At 65.0% G+C, this 16,268-nt stretch carries 10 protein-coding genes and 2 pseudogenes; 4 read left to right on the forward strand and 8 right to left on the reverse strand.

Features of this window, described 5'->3' with window-relative positions:
• Window position 1: 1 nt before the first annotated feature.
• Window positions 2–304, forward strand: a complete 303-nt coding sequence (locus AB0J69_RS31315) for a hypothetical protein (protein ID WP_364124360.1) — start codon at window positions 2–4, stop codon at window positions 302–304.
• A 232-nt stretch (window positions 305–536) separates the two neighbouring features.
• The gene (locus tag AB0J69_RS31320) at window positions 537–1,064 is read left to right on the forward strand and encodes a hypothetical protein (RefSeq protein WP_364124363.1); all 528 of its coding nucleotides are present in this window, start codon (window positions 537–539) and stop codon (window positions 1,062–1,064) included.
• A 579-nt stretch (window positions 1,065–1,643) separates the two neighbouring features.
• On the opposite strand, the gene AB0J69_RS31325 is transcribed toward AB0J69_RS31320, so the two are convergent.
• The 4 genes from AB0J69_RS31325 to AB0J69_RS31340 are packed head-to-tail and all read right to left on the reverse strand — an operon-like array spanning window position 1,644 to window position 9,956.
• Window positions 1,644–2,969: a TIGR02679 family protein gene (locus AB0J69_RS31325; protein ID WP_364124366.1), complete on the reverse strand. Its 1,326-nt coding sequence runs from the start codon at window positions 2,967–2,969 to the stop codon at window positions 1,644–1,646.
• Window positions 2,966–7,168, reverse strand: a complete 4,203-nt coding sequence (locus AB0J69_RS31330) for a TIGR02680 family protein (RefSeq protein ID WP_364124369.1) — start codon at window positions 7,166–7,168, stop codon at window positions 2,966–2,968. Before AB0J69_RS31330 ends, AB0J69_RS31325 begins: the two co-directional genes overlap by 4 nt.
• Window positions 7,165–8,376 (reverse strand): TIGR02678 family protein, encoded by a 1,212-nt coding sequence (locus AB0J69_RS31335; protein ID WP_364124372.1) that lies wholly within the window; start codon window positions 8,374–8,376, stop codon window positions 7,165–7,167. Before AB0J69_RS31335 ends, AB0J69_RS31330 begins: the two co-directional genes overlap by 4 nt.
• 32 nt (window positions 8,377–8,408) lie before the next feature.
• Window positions 8,409–9,956, reverse strand: a complete 1,548-nt coding sequence (locus AB0J69_RS31340) for a DUF2397 domain-containing protein (protein WP_364124375.1) — start codon at window positions 9,954–9,956, stop codon at window positions 8,409–8,411.
• Between the two features lie 289 nt (window positions 9,957–10,245).
• On the opposite strand from AB0J69_RS31340, the gene AB0J69_RS31345 reads away from it, so the two are divergent.
• Entirely contained in the window at window positions 10,246–12,048 is a 1,803-nt protein-coding gene (locus AB0J69_RS31345; protein ID WP_364124377.1) for a hypothetical protein, read from the forward strand.
• Window positions 12,049–12,184: 136 nt separating this feature from the next.
• Here the strand turns inward: AB0J69_RS31345 and AB0J69_RS31350 are convergent, their stop codons facing one another.
• The 4 genes and pseudogenes from AB0J69_RS31350 to AB0J69_RS31365 all read right to left on the reverse strand — a co-directional run bounded on the left by AB0J69_RS31350 (window position 12,185) and on the right by AB0J69_RS31365 (window position 14,607).
• Complete coding sequence (locus tag AB0J69_RS31350) at window positions 12,185–13,174, reverse strand: restriction endonuclease (RefSeq protein WP_364124380.1); 990 nt, start codon at window positions 13,172–13,174, stop codon at window positions 12,185–12,187.
• 98 nt (window positions 13,175–13,272) lie between these two features.
• Window positions 13,273–13,398 (reverse strand): annotated as a pseudogene (locus tag AB0J69_RS31355) (IS630 family transposase); the annotation flags it as partial.
• 5 nt (window positions 13,399–13,403) lie between these two features.
• Window positions 13,404–13,523 (reverse strand): annotated as a pseudogene (locus tag AB0J69_RS31360) (IS3 family transposase); the annotation flags it as partial.
• 130 nt (window positions 13,524–13,653) lie between these two features.
• Window positions 13,654–14,607 (reverse strand): HNH endonuclease, encoded by a 954-nt coding sequence (locus tag AB0J69_RS31365; protein WP_364124383.1) that lies wholly within the window; start codon window positions 14,605–14,607, stop codon window positions 13,654–13,656.
• Window positions 14,608–14,688: 81 nt separating this feature from the next.
• On the opposite strand from AB0J69_RS31365, the gene AB0J69_RS31370 reads away from it, so the two are divergent.
• Window positions 14,689–14,919 carry a hypothetical protein gene (locus AB0J69_RS31370; RefSeq protein WP_364124386.1) on the forward strand — a complete coding sequence of 77 codons (231 nt, stop codon included), beginning with the start codon at window positions 14,689–14,691 and terminating at the stop codon, window positions 14,917–14,919.
• Window positions 14,920–16,268: the final 1,349 nt, after the last annotated feature.

Below are 16,268 nucleotides of genomic sequence, written 5' to 3' on the forward strand. Positions count from 1 at the left end.
CATGGCGGCGATGGTGTCCAACCCGCTGTACGAGGCTCTGCAAAACGCCCTACGCGTGGTCGGCCCGATGGTTCAGGAAATCGACAGCGACATCGAGACACCCTTCCGGCAGTTCCAGAGCGGAACCGTTTGGACCGGGCCGACGGCGAAACTGTTCGGAGCCCAGCTTGCTCAGTTCCGGTCTCGGGTGCGGACATCGGGGGAGAGGATCGTCGATGAGTTGCAGACGGCGCTAGGCCGTACACCGGTCCAGGTGCCCGAGGAGGAGGCGGCAGCGATCAAGAGAAGATACGGGCTGCCCTGAGCGGTGGTACGCAGGTGGGGTGAAGACTCGGTGGCTATGACAGTATCCGGAGTGGCGCCGCTTGTCGGCGTATCAAACTGAGCGGCGAAGCCCTACCTCACCGCCCTACGGCGGGCCGGCGGCGGTCACCCGGTCACCCGCTGCCAACCCTCCAATGTTGAGTCAGAATACCGAGAGGGAACCTGCTATGCAGGTGTCGGCGAGTCGTTCGCACCCACGGGAAGGGGCGTCGATGACCTTCGCTACTACCGTGACGACGGCAGTGGTTGCGTTGCTGGGTGTGTTGTTAGGTGGATGGCTTACAGGCCGCAACCTGGACCGGTCCTGGAAGCGCGAACATGCGCGTCAATGGCGAGACATCCGTCTTGCCACCTACAGCGAGTTTGTGTCCGCATATCGCCAATACGTGGCATTTGCCCTGGAACCAGGGGTAAAGATCGCAGCCGTCCCCAATCCTCGGGAACCCGATGACCTGATGCCGTTCTTCAATGAGGAAGGGCGGCCTTACAAGGAACGACTTGATACAGCATCGGTCGCTGTTCGGCTGGTCTCGGAGTCGCCCGACACGATGAAAGCGTGCGCCGCTGTGGTTCAGAGAGTCCGAAGAATCGCTGCGGAACGCGCGGCACATTCCGAGACAGAAATCCCTTCCGAGGCGTTCCGAGCCCTCTGGTTGGCTCAGGATGACTTCTTGGACGCTACCCGCCGTGAGCTCGATCTCCCCGAAGTCCGCTGGCGCAGCATCTACCCCAAGGTTTGATGCACGCGCACGGTCGGGCGACATCGTGCAGAGAACAGCGGTCACGCGTCATGCCGACGTCTGTACAGGCATCCCCATGTTGCCATCCTGGAACGCCTCGCCGGTCGGTGGCCGGAGGGCGTCTCGGCACCAGAGTGGTCCATAAAATGCGGGCGACCTGGGGAAACGTCCTCAAGATCATCCCCCGTATGTCCCCAGATCATGGTCCTACGGCTGCATGCGGGTACCCTCGGCGGCCTATCAGGGGCCTAGGAAGCAGAAGACCTGCGGCAGGAAACCGCAGGTCAGAGGGCGAAACGCCTGGTGGAGATGCGTGCCCCCGGCAGGATTCGAACCTGCGGCACCCGCTTTAGGAGAGCTCCAGTCGTTTCGAGTCCAACATGTCCACCGATGGGCGATATGCGGTTGTGTCCGAGTGTTCACCGGCTCCTCGACAAGGACCTCCCATCGTCCGTCGCTTGGCGGGCATTTGTGCTAGTCAAGACGTTATCTGCGGCGAAAACCCTACGAAGCGTTACCGCTCTTCAGATGTGGGTCTTCTTGAGGGTTCGTATCCCCTGGCGCCACTGCTTCTGCAATTCATGGAAGGCTCCACGCTGTCTCGTTGGCGCTCAGATCGGTGAGCAGGATCGGCATGAGCGTCTCCTCGTGGATGGCGAGGTTTTGTCGGCGCATGGCTTCCGTGAGGTTCGGTTCCCATGGGGTCGGGACTGGAGTACCAGTAAGGGTAAGAACCGAGTCCGGCGGCAGGGTCGCTACGGCCGCCAGGTAGTCGCCAATTCCCATACGCCACGGCTCCGCGCCGACCGCGAACAGGCGTGTCGCGATTGCCACTCCCGGCCAGTCGAAATCGCCGTGATAAAGAACCCGGGCGCCGTCATCCACGAGCCGCCGCAAGGTCTGCCATCCCGCAAGGGACGGGTTGCCTGCGAGGCACAGCATGGGGACGGATACCCCCGCTCTCGCCGCCGCTTGCAGAACTTGCGGATTCTCGCAGGCGAACACCTGAGTTCCGGGTGTGGCCAGTCGTACGCCGGTCGCCGCTCCGCGCAGTTCGTGCAGAGTCAGGTGCGTCATCAGGCCCATGTCGGTACGGGCGCGCATCATTTCCGGCCAAGGGCCGGGCCCGGGCGGACTGAGGTTGAGGACGAGGGCAGTGCCGGACACCAGATCCGGGGTTACTCCTAACCGGGCCCACAGGTTACGTCGCTCCTCGGCTGTCTCGGGTGTGACGATGCCGAACGCCGCCGCGGCCGCACGGAGCAGAAGCGAAGCGGTGAGTTTGCCGTCGTCCAGGCCGTGCGCGTCACCAAGACACCGCCCGGCCAGTTCAGCGAGTTCCCAGCCAGCGTGGGGAACGACGGTGGCTTCGAAGGCGCCGGCCGCCGCGCATTCCCGGAGTACGGCCGCGAACTGAGGAACTACCGTGGTAGCGGCATCGACGCCGGCTCTGGTCAACATCCCCGAGCGACGTACACCCTCGACGAAGACCGGGGTCCAGTTCGTGCCGGCAAGACCGGCCGCCGCGAGGGCCTCATCGAGCTGTTGCCAGATGCCGGCCCACGAGGCGCGGGTCTTTTCCCGGGCCGCTGCGCGATCGACGAGTTCGCCGCCTGTGAGCTGCTCCACGACCGTGACCAGGCCAGCCGCTGCGGCCGATTTCCGTAGTGCCTGGTCGAGCGTGGTGAGGGAGACGCGCGCCCGGCCCGCGGTGACCGGCTTGCCGAGCAGGCCCGCGAGCTTGCCGGCGCCATCCTCGTCCAGCGTCACGGTGACCGTCCCGGTGACGGCCAGCCTGCCCCTTTCCAGCTTTCTCCGTGCGGCCGCCCACAGAGGAGTCAGGCAGGCATCGGCGAGGTAGTGGCGAGTGCGCTCAGGAAGCGGGTGAGGGGCGGACGGGCTCATCGGGCCGCTCGCAGGTGCCGGTTGCGACCGTCCCAATGGATGTGGGTGGTGACCGCGGCCGTGCCTTCCCCGCGCCTGATCTCGTAGCAATCCAACGCCGGCACCTGGGCGAAGAAGCCCCAGAGAGCATGGCCTGTCATGGCGAAGTCCAGGTCGAGCCGGACGAGCAGCCCCAGCAATTCGCCGATCGTGGGATCGTCGACCTTGGCGAAGGCGTCGTCGAGCAGGATGAGGCGCAGCGCCCTCGCCGTGTCCGGCAGACCGGACAGGTAAGCGTCGGCGGCGGCGAACAGCGTCACATACGACACGAACCGCGTCTCTCCTTGGCTCAGCTTGGCCCGCCGGCTGATCTTCCGCTCGCGCCCTGGCTCGGGCCCGGTGATGATGACTTCCACCTCGTGCCACGCTCGGTAGTCCAGTGCGGACCTCAAATGCGTCGCGTACCCAGCAGTGGGGTCCGTCGCGAACTCCTCGTTGACCTGCGCGTTGAGCAGGTCGGTCAGCTCTCTGGTCTGCTCGGGGGAACGGACGTCGTCCGCGGTGGACACGAGCGTGCGGATCCTCGCGACGGCAGGGCCGACGTGGTCGGCGAGGTTCCAGCGCAGCCGCACCCCGATCCCGTGGCTGGTGCTGATGCCGCTCAGGCTCGTGTTCATCGCCTTGATCAAGGCCCCGGCCTGCAAGAGTCGTTGCCGGAGCTCTTCGGCGACGCCCCCGAGGACGAACTCGGTGAAGACCCGCCTCTCGCGCTCGCTCAGCGCCTGCCGTCCCTCTTCGCACTGACGGCTCAGCTCGGCGGCGGCCTCCGGCAGCGAGCGCTGACCGGTGCCGTCGACGATCGCGATCAGCCGGACGCCGCCCTCCACGGTCGGGATGACGTCGAAGCCCCCGGAGAGCTCTCGTTCCACGGTTTGCTGCGCCCGGATCAGCGCGTTCTCGTCGACGGCCGCGCCACGTCGGTCGAGCGCCGCCAGCAGACCTTGCAGGGCGGTCCTGACAGTGGCGGGGTCGGCGTCGGCCTGGGGCGCCTGCGGCCGTGGCTGTCCGGTTGCCGCGTCCGCCACGCCGGGCAGAGCCAGCCGGTGAGCGAGCCGGTGCACCGCGTCAGTGAGCGACCGTCGTTCGTGGGCGGCACGGTCGCGTGCCGTACGCGCCTCGGCCTCGGCGGTGCCCTTCTCCTCGGCCAGCTTGGCGATGCGGCCACGGAGATCGGTCAACTGCCTGCTGCACGCTTCGAGTGAGGACTCGGCGGCCTTCAGCTCTGCGCGCACCCTTTCGGCCGCCGCCCCGACATTGGCCTTCAGCGCGGCCAGTTCGGAGGCCTCCCCGTGCCAGGTGGCCCACTGCCGCTCGGCCGTGACCTCGGCGTCGTGCCGTTGTTCGCGCGCCGCATGAGCCTCCGCCACGGCTTTGTTGTGGAGGTCCACACGGTGTCGTAGCTCAGCGATGAACTGGCGTGTGCTCTCACATCGCCGTCCGGCCTTTCGAAGCCGGTCGCGTACGGTATCGAGTTCGTCGACGGTGGTGGGCAGGCCGAAGGCCGCGCACGCCTCACGGTGGGCAGTGAGCGCTGCCGTCCATTCGCGGCGCAGCTCGACGGCCTCTCCTCGGGCCTTGCGGAACTCTGCTTCGGCCTTCTCCACCCGCTTGACCGCGCCCGTCAGCACGACACGTGCGGTCTGCACCGGCTGGCTGCGCGGGGCTGACCGGACGTGCGTGTCAAGCGTTCGGCGCTCGTCGAGCAGAGCCTGCCGCCGGGCGGCACGAGTCGTGGCCGCCTCGGCCAGAACGGCGAGCGCCGCGTCGATCTCGGCGAGCCGCGCCGCTCGGGCGGCGGCTCGGGCGGCGGCACCGATGTGCCGGGCCGCCGTCGTGCGGTGATGGCCGGTCAACGGGCCATTTCCCCAGGCACCGTCGTGGTTCACCCAGGTTGGATGGCTCTGATCGCCCCACGAGATCCGCGCGAGCACATCCCGGACCACCTCCGCCGGCAGAGGCGAGCCGGCTTCGACGACGATTGCCTCGTTCAGCGAGTGTGCGGCCACCGGACCGATGGGGTGCACCAGCAGGTGGCCGTCCGGCGCGACGAGGCCGCCGGTCGCGTCGATCGTCGCGGTCAGCAGGCCCGAGGCCAGCAGGGCTCCCTCCAGGCCGGCGCGTTGCCGCTCGTCGAGATCGGGGCCGAAGTCAATGACCCGCCACAAGGGCACCTCGTCGCCGGACGCGGGGCGCGTCCAGTGCCCCCGCGGGGGATCGGGATCGTGCGCGGCGAGAAGCTCGTCCTGCTCCGTCTCCAGATGCCCGCGCTGTTCATCGTCCGACTCCTGTTGGCTGGTCAGGCCGGCGAGGGTGAGCGACAGCCGGTCCCGCACCGTTGTGGCGGCTTGCGAGGCGACATGGTCGAGCTCGGTGAGCAGCCCGGCCATGTCGTCGCCTGCCAGCGCGCCGGCGTCGTCGAGCACCGGCCGCAGGGCGGTGGAGCGCCAGTCGACCTCCCCCAGCAACCTCTGCGTCGTCTCGTGGGCGATCCAGGCCGACCAGTCTTGGGCCAGGACGAGGGCAGCCTCGTCAAGAGCCTTCTCTTCCTCCTCGGCCTCCCGCGTCGCATCCGCCAGCCGCTGCTCCTCCCGCGATGCTCGTTTGTCGGCTGCCTCCACCTCGCGCGCCTGCTGGTCGAGCCGAAGCGCCTGTTCGCGGCGGGTGATCGCGTGCACATCGCGCTGCTTCGCGGCGTGCTCGGCGCGGACCACCCGGTGGATCGCATCAGACAGGTCCGGGGGCATCACGTCGAGGCGGGCCGGCGCCGGGCGGATGAGTGGTTCGGGCTCGGCGTGCAACGACCGCCGGACCACCTCCGCGCCGCCCACATCACCGTCCTCACGTACGCAGCTGACCTGCGGCAGGGTCGCATGCACGGCGGCCTGTGCCAGCAGGTCATGAGCCTCCGTCACGGCGGAGGTAACCTCCCGGATGGTGTCCGTCACCTCTTCGGCGCGCTCGTCGGCTGCACGTACTCTGCCGGTTTCGCCGTCCCTGGCGGCGTTCGCCGTGTCAAGTGCGGAGAGCGCCGCATTCTCCAGGGCGCGGACCGTGACCTCGCGGTCGTGCAGCTCTCGCACGGCGCTGTACGCCTTGGAGCCGCGAATGCCGTCAACCGACCTGCGCAGCTCCTGTTCGCTGATCGTCAGCTCCGCCACCTGGGCGTCGGTCCTGGCGTGCTCGTCGGCCAGCCGCAGGTGTCTCTCGCTGAGCTCACCGGCCTGTCGTACGGCGTCTTCAGCGGTGACGGCGGCGGCTCGGGCGGCCTCGGCCGTCTCGGCCAGGACGCCCACGGCGTAGCGCCGGTAGGTGCCGAGGAATCCGGAGACCACTTTGTGCGCCGTCTCCAGCCGCTGTTGCGCGGTGCGTGTCTCCAACAGGCCATCGAGCTGCTCGCCTGCCTGGGAGAGGGCGGCTTCGCTCGGTGGCGGCAGCGCGTCGGAGAGGATCTGTGGGAGCCTGCCCTCCTCGATCCGGTTGCCGACGTCGGGGGACCTGAGCGTGCGCAGCAGTTGAAGGAGGCCGGCGAAACGTTCTCTGCCCGAGTCGCCCGTCAGTCCGAAGACCGCGGCGCGTACGCGTTCGCGGTGGGTTTCGGGTGAGTCGGTGATGCGGTCCGCGCCGATCGCTTCGGCCAGCCTTTCGCGCGACAGGGGTGTTCGATCCTCCCCGAGCAAAACGAGGTCTTGGCCCACACGCTGGGGTGTGGTGAAGTACCAGGCCTTCGCCTCGCCGGTGGATTTGGCGAAACGCACCATCGCGCCTAGGGTCAGGAACTTGGGCCGGACGGCGTTGTCCGGGCTCTTCACGTCGTCCCCGTGCTGGATGAGCTCCAGCCAGAGGTAGCCCAGCCTGTTCGGCTGCTCCTCACCTCCGGCTCGCATGAGGTCTTCCAGACGGACCCGGCCCGACCCTGTGGCGTCCATTTTGCGGCGGTCGGCGTCGAGGAGAAAGGGCAGCAGCATCTCCAGCGCCCGGGACTTCCCCGAGCCGTTGGTGCCGCGCAGCACCAACCGTCCGCCGGAGAAGGCGAACTCGGTGTCGTAGTAGTACCAGACGTTGACCATGCCCGCGCGGTGCAGTCGCCACCGGAGCGGATGGTGCTGGGGCGTTTGCGCTACGGCGGCGAGCCCTTCCTGAGCACTGGATAGCAGGGTCATGTGGGTTCTCCGCTTTCATCGGTGCCGTCCGTGAACAAGGGGGTCTGGAACTGCTGCGCGTCGTCGAGCCGCCGTTTGGCGCGGGTGGCCGGGGGCGCGAGGCGGACCGTCGGCCGGTAGCGGGCGGCGGCGGGATGCACCACCAGGCCCTCTGCCGTGACCGTGCATAGGCCTACGGCGTTCAGCAGGTCGGCCGCCTCGTCCCGGAGCTGGAGCGGATGGTCGAGGACGTCCGTCCGCCAGACGCCGACGTGGGCTTGCGCAAGCTTGCCGAGTTCGTCGTCCACGACGTGCCAGGGGGCGAGCACGCCAGGCAGGGTCCGGCCGTCGAGTGTCACCTCTGTGCCGGGGCTCGGCTGCAGGGCCCCGATCAGGGCGTCGATGAGAAGCAGCGCGGCTTGGCGTACGGTACCGGTGCCGGGAAAGACGACATCGGTGAGCTGCGCGTCGGCGTCGTAGGCGAGCGCTCCCTCCGCGCGTACTTCGAGGGTCAGGCCGAAGCTCTCCTCGAGGACACGGGTGAGCTCGGTGCGCTCCCGGCGCAGCACGTCGCGCTCGGCGTCGCTGAGGTCGCCGCGATGTACCAGGGGGTTTTCCACGAGTTTGCGGCGCAGCGTGCGGCGCGGTTGTTCGGGCTCGTTCGGATCCGCTACCCACAGCAGGTCGGGACGGTCCAGCGGATGCAGGGGGCGGAAGACAAGATGGGGCAGCAGCCCCCGGGTGACGGTCAGCAGCGCCTCCTCGCGACGTTCACCCCATGCCGTCACGGTTCCGTCCGTCTCGGTAAGGACGCCCCAGGCCAGCAGGAGATCGATGGCGGCGACAAGGTCGCGCCGTTCGGCAAGCGTGTCGTCGATCGTGATTCCCGCGGTGACCGCGTCCGCCCGGATCTGTTCGACGAGCTGTGACAGCAGAACCTGCTCACCCACATCGCGCGCCAGAAGCCCGGCGCAGACCAGCGCTAGATAGGTGTAGGTACGCGGTGTGAACTCGCTGCCGGAAGAGCGGCGAGCGGGACGGACCGGGGCCTGCGCCGGCAAAGGAGCCTTGATCAGCCGGGCGAAACCGGACTCGACGACCAGCGCGTAGCCGAGCAACCGCCCGAAGGCCGGCTTGAGCGCGGAGGCGTGCCTGCGTACGAGCGCGAACTCCTCAGTATGGCGGTACGCGGTGAGCATGGGGTTGGCGAGTAGCGCGCGGGCGGCCATGCGGCGTTCGTCGGCGTCGTGAGCTGCGGTGGTCATCCGTCGGTTCCTGTCTGGGTGACGTCGGCGGGGTCGCCGGATCTCGAAAGAGGCAGGACGCTCAGCGCCAGGTTGTGAACGGTGAGCCGGCCGTCGTCGGAATGGACCCTGGTCTCGCCTCCCGGAAGCGGCGTGGCGACCAGCATCAGGCCTAGGTCGGTGTCCCGGGAGGCGACCGGCGTGGTCAGCTCCTGCGCCAGGGCGAGCAGGGCTGAGAGCCGTTCCAGCAGCAGATCGCGGGCCGCGCGGGAGATGGCGGCGTCGCTGAAATCGCCCACGGCGAGCAACTCCGCCGCCGCTCCAGCCTTACGCTCGGCCTCCTCACACGCTTCGGTCAGCAGCCGCTCCCGGTCGAGACCCGGATCCGGAACGCGTGCCGTACGACCCCGCGCGGCCCTGTCTCCGCGCATGCGCAGCGAGATCGGAACCTCCACCGGATCGGCCTCCCACCACGAGGTGACGGGCGTGGCCCGTGCTCCGGTCTCGTCGGGTCCCATCAGAAGGTGCCGTGAGGGGTAGGCGCCGAACGCGGCTGCGAAAATGCGATGCGCCTCCTCGGTGTCGGCCTCGGCGAACCACGCCGCGAGCCGCAGGAAGTCGGCGCGGCGGGACACTCCGGTGCCCGAGGCGGCAAGCATGCGCTTGGCGTTCGCCAAGAGCTGACCGAGCGCCTGCTCGGCCGCCGCACGTAGCTGAGCGGGGCCTGATCGCCCGTCTCCGCCGCCATACCACATGACCAGCTCGTTCCATTCAGCCGCCGTTCGCCCCGGTGACCGCTCCGCGGGGCTGCCGTCAGGGCCGGTGAGCCGGGGGAGGGTGGCGAGCGCCATGAGCAGCCGATCGAGGTCGGCGACGACCTTCTCCAGCCGGACGGCTACCGCGGGCGCGTGCCGGGCGACATCGGCCGAGATGAGGTCGACGTATTCGAGGAGAAGGGTTTTGAACGCCGCATACTCGGTGCCCGCCAGGTCATATCGGGACAGGACCTGGTGCAGGTAGGCGTAGAAATCTCGCACGCTCTCCGTGAACAGTCTCTGGTTGTTGAAGACGGTGGTCACGTCGGTGGCCAAAGCCTCTGCGTCCGGGTGCCGGTCCCGGGAGAGCCGTAGCAGGATGCGGTCGAGGATTTCGACGGTACCGCCGAGCAGTTCCCGGGCCACTTCCCTCGCGCCGTCAGTGGCAGACAGCACGTCCTCGATCTGGCGGTGCACACGACCGCCGAGTTTCGATACCTGATAGCGAGAACGGGAGCGTAGCCATTCGGCGACCGTCGCCACGCGTGCGTCGCGTGTGGACGGGACCAGGTTTCCCCAATGCTTCAGCTGACGGCAGCGCGCCTCTACGTCGTCCACCGAGAGCGCGATTCCGGCTTCCGCCAGAAGCGTGGCCGCTTCCGCTGCCGACAGGTCAGTCAGGAGGGTGTCGGTGAAGAGTCGCATCAGCGCGATGTACTCGTGGGCGTGCTTGTCAGCGGTGGCGTAGCTGTACAGCTCTAGCCGCGCCTGCGCATCGGACGGGGAGTCGACAGCATCATCCTGTTCCATGCTTCGTCCGCCTAGGTTCTTGACGGTTGGCCAGCGACTCAGAGCCGTTGGCCAAGGAAAAAGTACTTCCACTTCAAGGTAAACATGGCCACTGACAGTTTCCGGTCGACGGTTTGAATCGAAAATCCATTCGAAGTCCGGTCGGGGGTGATATGTGAGGAAAGGTGAGAGATGTGCCGAGCGAGTGCCAGTCCGCTGAAGTCGGGTAAATGATGATATGGCGGCACTCGCATATTACGTTTCGGCTACCATCGCATGGGTCGCGGATTAGAGGGCCCAGCGTTGGTCGATGTTCCCTGATGTGGCAGATCTGGGAATCATCCGGTGCCGTTGGTTGAGGCCCTATTTCTCGGTCATCGCACTTCGGTGCGTTCGGCATGACCCCGAGCATGCGACACAAGTACTGCTTGATGTGCTTAAGAAATCACTTGCTGATCAGACGGAAACCGCAACCGCTGTATTGGCTGACGGTATTGAGAAATCGGCTGGTGCGGCGGGGCTGCTCGTCAACGGGTTCATCTATCGCAGGGAGTTCAGTCCTTCATGGGCCACCACTGCGGCTCCATCGCTCGTGGACTTGGAGCACGCGCTGGTCCTGACCTTGAGATATAAAGACCTCTTGGTGGTCCACTGTGACGACACACACAAGCGATACATCAGGCGCTGGCTCCGAAAAAATGGTACAACACCTCTCATCATCATCGCCCCCGAAGTACTGCAACGCGCCTTCTGCGAAGGAGAGACGCGTGCTCTCTGGTTGCGTGGCACACATGCCCGCCGCACAACCCGGCCGGATGCCAAGGCCCTCAATGGTCAACGCCTGCAGGATGCGCTGAGTCCGTTGGAGGACAGCTCGTTCATATATTCTTCGGCACGTACGGCTCCTTCGTGGGGAGCGCCTGGCGGCCCACGGACGGGAAATATCGGCGTCACGCCGAAGGATGGGCTTATCTGGTCCAGAGCTTCGCGCGACTTTGAGGACTTCATCGCTATGGCAGGGGATGTACTACGGCGGCTGGATGAGGTCTCAGGAACGAGCGCGACCGCGCGACCGCCCTTCCCGATATTGGCTACGGAGGTTCATAGCCTTTCTGGTGTCCGGGGAGCCTATGACCTCTCCACCGTAACGCCAGGCGAGCTCGTTGAGGGGCAACGTGACGAGGCCACGGTCGAAGCGGCAGCGCTTCTGGAGAGAACAACATTCCATGTTCAGGGCCGATCGGATTCAGCTGGCTTCTCCATGGATGTAGGCCTCGACGGTGTGTTGTGCGGAAGCATACAAGCTGCAGTAGGCCATGCCAGGAATGGAGGCATCTCAATAGAATTCGGCTTCGACCCATCGCGAGCCCCGACCAGTCTGCCCGAAACGCGTCAGATTCTTGACGCCTTGCGCGACTCGCAAGGGCTGATACGGATCTACTTCGATTCTGGCCATGTCATCGATGGCCGTTGCGTGTATAAGCCTGAGACACGAAATGCACCTTTTCGCGGATGGCAGTTTGATGACTTCACTGGCTACGACATCACGCGGGAGAAGCCGGCGGATTCGCCCGCGCGCATCCACGCCAGGACCGGTGAGCCGGGTGATGATTCGCTGTTCAGCTGGGTTTCTCGAAAATATGCATCCGGATGGCTAACCTGCGACGACGGACCGGGCGAGATCGCGGATTTTATTCACGTCGACGAAGAGGGGGCTCTCAGCCTCATCCACGTCAAATCCGCCAAGAGCAGGGCCAAGAGACGGGAAATAGCAGTCGCGGCCTACGAAGTCGTCGCAGGTCAGGCAGCGAAGAACCTCGCCTACCTGGACGGAGATCGACTTCTCCGTCGACTTGAATCGCCGCCTATCGCGAATCCTGCTACATGGGAGTACGGCACGCGTGTCGCCGACCGCCGCGAGATGCTCGTAGCGCTCGGCAGCAGACATCAGCGCGACCGATGCCGTGTCGTCATAGTGCAACCGCACGTCACGCGGACGGCCATTCAGAAGCCGAGCCGTCGGCTGGCGCTCCTCGAAACCTTGCTCAACACGGTTGGAGGAGGAATCGCGGCATTGGGTGCGGAATTCACTGTTACGGTGAGTGATGAATAACGTTAGGGTCCCGTCAAGCGTAGCAATGTTGCAGGAGCGACAAGTCATCCGGATTCTTGGCAGCGAGGCCAATGGTCGGTCGGTCGCGGTCTAGGGTTCTTGATCGGCCGTCGCGGAGGGTGCTGGAGGTTGATGTTCATTCTTCCAATATTTTCATCGCAGAAAACAGCCGCTTAAGCTCTGGGTTGGATGCAGCGAGCCGTCGTAGATTCAGTTCTAGGAGATCCTCCTCGAATCTCTGTCGATCGACACGTAGATGTTCTTCTGGTTGTCTCAGTCCGAGTGCAGCCCCAAGATCTGGATTGACGACGACCAGCGTGATTTGCAACTCTTGAGAAGCGTCAGCGTCGGAAACGACTCGTTCAAGGTTGCGCCTGGCCTCTTCGGGCAGGCCGTCGCCGTCAGCGACGATGATGAGTTCTTTGAGATCAGATGGCTGGTTCAGCTGTACTCGTGCTACGAGTGGAAGGTTGAGTCGACCCATCGCAGGGATGACGGAGACTGCTTTTTCGGGGTAACGTAGGCGTGCGAGTGTGCTGATGATATGAGCATCGACCTTGCCCTCTACGATTACAGTGACTTTTCTCTGTGAAGTCGTGATCGGGGCTGAGATGATATCCGGCAGAGGTATGTAGGGTGTGCCTTCTTCTGCGGCAGCTCGAAGCTTAATGTCGATTGCCTGATTGATTCTGATCCCGTTAGGTTGGGCTATTTTGCGCATGTCGAATCCATCGAACAAGATCAGATTTAGCGTCTTTCCGGCCACGAGGGCATCCACTGCATCGTCGGAGTAGCCAGCCATGCTGATAAATAATCCGATTGTTCCTGTTAGCTTCCCGTCAACTTTGCCACGGAATTGATAAAGCGATGATGCGGGAACTGGATCGCTAGTCCATTTCGCCTCAAATAGCATTGGTCGGCCGCGATAAAGAAAAGAACCGTCGATCTCTTCTCCTTGGGGCCTGTAACGGGTGCGTGGGTCCATATCCGCTGCATCGAACATCATGTAGAGCACATGTTCAAACCGGTTGCCTCGGCGCTGCTTCTCGGCATTGCTGGCGTTAGTAGGGAGACCGTCTAGGGCCGCGAACAGGGACTGCCATACCGAGTTTTCGTTCCAGTCCATATCGTCCCCTCGCTAAGACCATCGATCTTACAGAAAACACGAAGAGATGTTCGTTTGTTGCATCCGAAGCTCTGCCTGCCTTTTCGAATCGCCGCGCCGCTTGCCGACAGTCCCTGCAGCGACAACAGCACCATCACCGCCCGCATTGCCTGCCGCCAGCGGCCTCGCAACTCCGCCTGTAGCTGCTTGATCGACGCGGCCGGAGCATTTGACCAGCACACCATGCGGCGGAGTAGGCGTCCAGCACCGCGCAGCAGTACACCTTGCCCTCGCGGGTCGGGTGTTCGGTGATGTCGGTGACCCACAGCTGATTGGGGCCGGTCCGGGTGAAGGCCCGGTCGACCAGGTCGGTGGCGACCTGATCAGGCTTGGCACGCCGCCACATGGGCGGCTGCCCGCTGAGGCCTTCCAGCCCGGCCTGGCGCATGAGGAGTTCACCGCGCCGTGGCTGCTTCATTCAACCTGGGTCACACCAGCCTCTACGTTGCGAGGAACACCTCGTTCAGATGCCATTCCAGGAAGGCTCGACTGGGTCGGTCGGATGCGTTGGCAGGCATGGTGACCGTACTTCCTGCATGTTGGTGGAGCTCGTCGCCGTCACCGAACTCTTCGCGTAAGCGCGGGCTCACTCGTAGCCGGTAGTCCGTACCGATCGCGAGATATCCATGATCGAACAGGATGTGCACGTCCGAACGCAGCAGGATGCCGTTGTCCAGCCGGTGTTCGCCTCCGCGTGTCACTGGTCGGATGTGGGCTGCTTGCAGTACTGGGCGGATCGTCGAGCCGGTGATGGCGCAGCGTCCCGCATAGGCGTTGAGGACCACAGCTTTGAAGGCTCGCTGGCCAAGACGCCGGGGGGCCAAGCGGGGGTCCCCAAAGACGGGGCCTTCGAGCCGCCATGGTTGTGCCACGTCGGTGGTGTCGTTGCCGAGCAGGCGGGTCATGAGGTCGGTGAAGTAGTCGGTGTAAGGAGGGGCGGCCATGTCGTAGCCCTTGCCCTGAACGATGTTGGAGGCGAAGTCAGGGGGTGGGCCCGCTGGAAGCTCGAAGAATCGAGTGTCTCGGAGCAGGACGCAGCCGATGATCGGGTCCTCACCTGCTGCTATGGGACTTCGACGATACTTGCTGATCCTCTCCCTCATCTGCTCCTGATGGTCGGCGCCGTTGGCCTCGCCGAAGGTCTCCCATGCCTCGGACAGGGGAAGCGGCTGGAAGGTTTCGAAGATGCCGCCGCCGACTACCTGGTTGTACGGAAAGCCGTTGATCGGGTTCCTGCCCGGATGGTGGGTCTTGAAGAAGAACGGCTCGCCGGGACGCAGTGCGCGGAAGTTCGTGCTGCCCGAGGGACGCCAGAAGTTGGCCTCCGTCAAGGTCGGGCGCGCCGACATGAATCGATACCAGTCGCCGTCGGTGACTCCGACATATGCCTTCACGTACGGAATTGTGCAGCTCGAAGATCGTTGCTGCTAGTGGATATGCCTGAAGAAGGTTGGCCGGTCGTCTTATGGGTACTGATGTCCGGTTCTCTGGATGCATCGCCACCTGTCTTCCTGCTGCAGGCGATGGCCGATCGGGTGATCGCGGTGCTCCGTGATGAGCCCATCGGCAAGCAGTGCCGGCCGTGCCCGCCGGTACTGGTGGTGATTCAAGAGGCGCGCACGTTCGTCTGCCGGGCCAGCGCGGGGCGAATGCGCGCGCTGCTGGACCAGTTGCAAGTCAGCAGTCGTTGTGGCCGCAAGCGCTAACAGGCCTGGCGTTCGTGTGGCAGCAGCCTGAGCATGGGCCGGAGAGTTGCCCGGGGGACGTGGAGTGACGCGGTGGGGTACGCGCTTCTTTGGCGCGATCGCCAGTGGCGTTCGTCTAATGTCCGGGTGGCCGTGGCGGTTGCCGGAGGCCGGGATGGTGGATAATCGGGGCCTGAGCTGCGGAAACGCTATCAAGATCATCCCGTGTATGTCCCCTGATCATGGTCTTACGGCTGCATGCGGACACCGTCTGCTACCTACCAAGGTCACAAAACAAAAGACCTGCGGCTGTTAAACCGCAGGTCAGGGGCCGGAAATGCCGATCTAGGTGAGTGCCCCCGGCAGGATTCGAACCTGCGGCACCCGCTTTAGGAGAGCTCGAGTCGAACGGCGTCCGGTTTCTCTGCTGACGGGTCATATGTGATTGTTGCTCGGCCTGGCTCAGCTCCTCAGCAAGGACCTCCTCGCTGTCCATCGCTGGGCGGCTGTTTACGCTGGTGAAAGCAATACTCCCGGGCGGGAGCCTTGCAAGGCGGTCCCGCTCTTCAGATGCGGGTGTCGGGCCCGGGAGTGCAGATTGAGGGTCAACTGTTGTGCTCTCGATGACCGGCGTGAGACGTCGTCGCCAACTCCTAGCTGGCGGGGAACTGGTGAACCGGTTGGTGAATTGACGCCGCCTCACCGATACCAGATGGATGAGCGCGGCAGGCATGAGTGCCTCGTCTCGGACGGCGAGGTTCTGCGGCGCAGGCGACCCCGTCCCTCCGCTGCTGGGCGTCCGAGGGGCTTGTCATGTTGCGGCGCTCGCGTTTGGCGGGGCGTCATGCGCCGCCAGCCAATACGGGCCACTGTCACGGTCTTCTCGCGCGTAGGAGGTGGAGGGCCCCTTGTCGGCGTAGTGCCTGGCGGCCATAGCGGCTGCCACGCGCTTGGTGATGATCTGGGAGACGACCACGATGCGTTCGTGCCCCTCGTGCCGCACGCCGTACGGGTCGGTGACAGGGTTCGGCGCACGCGTTAAGCGCTACCCGTTGATCCGGCCGGCATTCGTCCCGGCAGGCGTCGGACGCGATCGAGTGCGTCTTGGCCTGCGTTACTGCCCAGATCCACTTTCCGCCCGAGCGTTCGGCTGCTCATTGGACGCTGTACTGAGTGACGGGACATCCTTTGCAAGGCGCAATGGGGAGACAGACACACCTACGTGGCGGACGAAGAGGCTATTGCCAGCTCGGCATGCGGGAGTCGGCTCGTCAATGAGGTGATCTCAGAGAAATAATTCGGGCGATTTGGGGATGTTCGGGACGCCAAAGGTGACGTTTCGGGCCTATCGGGAGAAGCCGTCGAAGGCC

Origin of the sequence: Nonomuraea sp. NPDC049709, assembly GCF_040674815.1 — a bacterium.
In the GTDB taxonomy this organism is placed as follows: domain Bacteria; phylum Actinomycetota; class Actinomycetes; order Streptosporangiales; family Streptosporangiaceae; genus Nonomuraea.

Bases quoted from the DNA above. Each gene is read 5' to 3' on its own strand.
- AB0J69_RS31330 (WP_364124369.1), bottom strand. From the start codon at position 7,168: ATGACCCTGCTATCCAGTGCTCAGGAAGGGCTCGCCGCCGTAGCGCAA.
- AB0J69_RS31340 (WP_364124375.1), bottom strand. From the start codon at position 9,956: ATGGAACAGGATGATGCTGTCGACTCCCCGTCCGATGCGCAGGCGCGG.
- AB0J69_RS31315 (WP_364124360.1), top strand. From the start codon at position 2: ATGGCGGCGATGGTGTCCAACCCGCTGTACGAGGCTCTGCAAAACGCC.
- AB0J69_RS31345 (WP_364124377.1), top strand. From the start codon at position 10,246: ATGTTCCCTGATGTGGCAGATCTGGGAATCATCCGGTGCCGTTGGTTG.
- AB0J69_RS31325 (WP_364124366.1), bottom strand. From the start codon at position 2,969: ATGAGCCCGTCCGCCCCTCACCCGCTTCCTGAGCGCACTCGCCACTAC.
- AB0J69_RS31320 (WP_364124363.1), top strand. From the start codon at position 537: ATGACCTTCGCTACTACCGTGACGACGGCAGTGGTTGCGTTGCTGGGT.
- AB0J69_RS31370 (WP_364124386.1), top strand. From the start codon at position 14,689: ATGTCCGGTTCTCTGGATGCATCGCCACCTGTCTTCCTGCTGCAGGCG.
- AB0J69_RS31335 (WP_364124372.1), bottom strand. From the start codon at position 8,376: ATGGCCGCCCGCGCGCTACTCGCCAACCCCATGCTCACCGCGTACCGC.
- AB0J69_RS31350 (WP_364124380.1), bottom strand. From the start codon at position 13,174: ATGGACTGGAACGAAAACTCGGTATGGCAGTCCCTGTTCGCGGCCCTA.